Genomic DNA, 943 nt, shown 5'->3' with positions numbered 1-943 from the left:
CTGATTCTGGCCCCCCGCTTTAAACCCTTTGTGGAAGATTCACTGGGTAAATGGGCCGGTAGTGGCCAGCGCATCCTTGCTCACCCAGGGGATGATTACCCCACCCTTCCCTGTGACCTGAGCGAGCCAGTCACACTGGCCGTGGGCCCGGAGGGAGGCTGGACGGATTATGAAGTGGATATGCTGCAGCGACAGGGATTTGCCTGTCACCGTTTCGGAGCAAGAATCTTACGCGTGGAAACGGCATTGCCAGCATTGGTCGGCCGGCTGATGAGGCTGCCGTAGCAGCATGCCCTGCAGCCGAACCGCATACGAATCACGGCCTCGACTGCAAAGACAGGAAAGGTGCTAGGGAACCTCTGAAAAACTCCTTGCATGCTCAGCGTGGCCTGAAGCGTGCAGCTGTTGCGTCTTGTCTTGATGGTCAGGGTGGCTCCCTTTCCGAGAGGCAAGGCGCAGCAGATGTGCGCTTCAGGCCACGCCCTTCGGGTCATTCAGGCTGGCCCGCACTCGTTGTTGCGCTTTTTCGATGGATGGACATATCTCGATCCCAGTTAGGGGACACCTTCAAAAGCGCGCCCTCTGTGCCCCGAATGGGGTATAGATTGCGAACCAGCCTGAAAGACTGAGTACACAAGGAGTTTTTCAGAGGTTCCCTAGCGGCGATACGGCCCGCGGCGGGCCTTGCGCGGTGGCTTGCTGCCGCTGCGCTGGTGGCGCAGGCGAGCACGGCCGTAAAGCCCGGTGTACTTCTTGCCCTTGAGTTCCACCTTGTCGATCAGCGCTTTCATTTGCTCCGGCTCCAGCTCCATCCAGCGCCCCTGACGCAACTGCGGAGGTAGCGTCAGGTCACCAAAGCGGATCCGCATCAGGCGAGCCACTTCCAGGTCCTGGGACTGAAACAGGCGACGCACTTCCCGGTACTTGCCGCCGGTCAGCGTGG

Annotated in this window: 1 protein-coding gene and 1 pseudogene; one reads left to right on the top strand and one right to left on the bottom strand. The window is 60.0% G+C overall.

The window, feature by feature from the left end; translation table 11 throughout:
• Nucleotides 1-285, top strand: a 285-nt coding sequence (locus A3730_RS13070) for an RsmE family RNA methyltransferase (RefSeq protein WP_156501198.1), incomplete at its 5' end; no start/stop codon positions are given.
• Nucleotides 286-656: 371 nt separating this feature from the next.
• Here A3730_RS13070 and A3730_RS13065 read toward each other — a convergent pair.
• Nucleotides 657-943: pseudogene (locus A3730_RS13065) on the bottom strand (23S rRNA pseudouridylate synthase B); the annotation flags it as partial.

Source organism: Alcanivorax sp. HI0044 (genome assembly GCF_001634945.1).
Note: the sequence above shows the minus strand (reverse complement) of the source record. Positions and strands in the feature narration are given on the sequence as shown.